Source organism: Pseudalkalibacillus sp. NRS-1564 (genome assembly GCF_050467905.1).
In the GTDB taxonomy this organism is placed as follows: domain Bacteria; phylum Bacillota; class Bacilli; order Bacillales; family Guptibacillaceae; genus Guptibacillus; species Guptibacillus hwajinpoensis_B.
The window spans coordinates 1-2,296 of sequence record NZ_JBITPM010000020.1; the positions used below are offsets into that span (position 1 = coordinate 1).

2 protein-coding genes are annotated in these 2,296 nt (G+C 39.1%); both read left to right on the plus strand.

Going from position 1 to position 2,296, the window contains the following annotated elements; genetic code table 11:
- The coding region (istA, locus tag ACIFPW_RS11635) for an IS21 family transposase (protein ID WP_430244361.1) at positions 1 to 1,501 on the plus strand (1,501 nt) is incomplete at its 5' end.
- Entirely contained in the window at positions 1,498 to 2,223 is a 726-nt protein-coding gene (gene istB / locus ACIFPW_RS11640) for an IS21-like element helper ATPase IstB (RefSeq protein WP_430244363.1), read from the plus strand. The genes istA and istB, both read left to right, overlap by 4 nt.
- Positions 2,224 to 2,296 lie beyond the last annotated feature (73 nt).

Genomic DNA, 2,296 nt, shown 5'->3' on the forward strand with positions numbered 1-2,296 from the left:
AAAAAAAGACTTGCCAGTCACCCCAAGTCCCTCTAACGTAATTGGTGTCGAATCAATACGTGGAGGTAATGGAAGGATGCTAGCAATGTCTGATGTTAATTGTATCAAAAATTTAAGAAACAACAAAGGTCTATCAATCTCCCAAATACAGAAAATATTAGGGGTTAACTGGCGCACCGCAAAAAAATATGCAGATGAGGACCAGATACCAAATGAAACCCTCAAGACTAGAAAAGGAATGATGTATGAGGAAAAATGGGGAGAAATGGTCGCTGATTGGTTGTTTGAAGATCAACGATTAAAACGAAAATCTAGAAGGACAAATAAAGAGCTACATAACGAATTGATGAAATATGGTTTTACCGGATCCTATCGAACAGTATGCAATTTTGTAAAAGAGTGGAAGAGCAGTCATCAAGAAGAAAAGGATAAAGGACATGAAAGATTAACGCACCCTCCGGGTGAGGCACAAGTGGACTTTGGAGTAATGGAAGCTGTTCAAGATGGAGATTTAGTAGATGTTCGAGCACTGATCATGTCTATGCCCTATAGCAACACTGGCTTTGCCGTACCTCTGCCATCTGAGAATCAAGAATGCTTTTTGTATGGATTGCAGCAGCTGTTTATTCAAGCAGGTGGAGTGCCAAAATCAATAAGAATTGACAACTTAACACCTGCAGTAAAACAAACCCGATCAAAAATGGAAGAAGCAAAACTAACAGATGAATTTATGCAATTTCAGAATCATTTTGGATTTGAAGTTCAGGTTTGTAATCCGAGAAGTGGCCATGAGAAAGGGAATGTAGAAAATAAGGTGGGCTATATTCGATACAACTTTTTCACCAAGGCACCAGTGATGAAAAGCTTTGAAGATCTAACCTTGAAGTTGAAGGAGCAACTGCATGAAGATCGTAAAAGGCTGCACTATGAGAAAGAAGTTCTAATCCAGGAGTTATGGGAGCAAGAAACCAAGTACTTACTAGCTATGCCCGCAAGGGCATACCCAGTATTCAAAAAAGACTTGGCAAAGGTAAATAAGTACAATGAAGTGAAAATTGACAAGTCCCTTATACATGTCCCGCGTGCTTATAACTACAGTCAATTACACTTAATCCTTAGCTGGGATCAATATAAAGTTGTTTCACCAGACGGTGAAATTCTGTTGGAGGACTTCCGTCCTTACATGAACAAGCGAAAAGGACTCCCGTGGCAATCCATTATAAAAACATGGATTCATAAACCAAGGGTTCTAAACTATTCGCGATATTGCGACTACCTTCCTGGAAGAGTAAAGGAATTTCTACTAACGGACAACCTGCTTATTCGTCGTAAACGTTTAGAGTCCCTCTCTACCCTGTTAGTTACTTACGATATGAAACGAATCAATGAAGAGTTTTATGACTTGATTGAGAAAGAACGTTTAAACGGCGATAGCAATCCTTATGAAGTGGATTGGAATCAATATGATGCCCTCACTCCAATTGAGGAGGTGGGCAAATGAGTGATCAGTTACGAAGTAAGTGCAAGACTCTACGTTTGGCCCATATAGCAGAAATATATGATCAAATCCCCTTCGAGAATAAGGAGCAATATCTTAATGACTTATTTGACGAGGAACATAAGTTAAGAGAACAAACAAAATCTATCAGATTAATAAAAAAGGCAAAGTTTTTGGATAAGAAGGATCTTCATACCTATGAATGGACAGAACAAATTCGGTTTCCACCTCACACGTCTAAAGAGGAAATATGCAGTTTGAGTTTTATTGAGAAAGGAGAAAACGTTGTATTGGTAGGGTCTCCTGGAACTGGGAAAACCCATCTAGCGACGGGATTGGGAAGGAAGGCTTGTGAAAATGGCTATGAAGTCCGCTTTTACCGTGTAGCTCATTTAGTAGAAGAATTAGAGCAAGCCTTAAGGTTGAATAAGCTCTCAACATTTCGTAAGAAATTAGAGAAGGTGGATTTAATCATCCTGGATGAAATGGGCTACCTGCCGTTTAGTAAAGAGGGCTCTGAGCTACTATTCCAACTTATCTCTGAATTCTACGAGCAGAAGAGTTTAATCATCACGTCAAATTTAGAGTTCAGTCAATGGAACAGAATATTTGTAGACTCTAGATTGACCGCTGCATTGGTGGATCGGCTGATTCACCATGCCCATATCATCTCTTATCAAGGAGAGAGTTACCGCTTAACAAATGCATTATCTAAAAGAAAATAAAGAGAAGTATTCCGGGTGACAAACCTCTGCACTTTTCTTTGCATTTTCCTGCACTTTTCTATTGCAAAATACA

Bases quoted from the DNA above. Each gene is read 5' to 3' on its own strand.
- istB (WP_430244363.1), top strand. From the start codon at position 1,498: ATGAGTGATCAGTTACGAAGTAAGTGCAAGACTCTACGTTTGGCCCAT.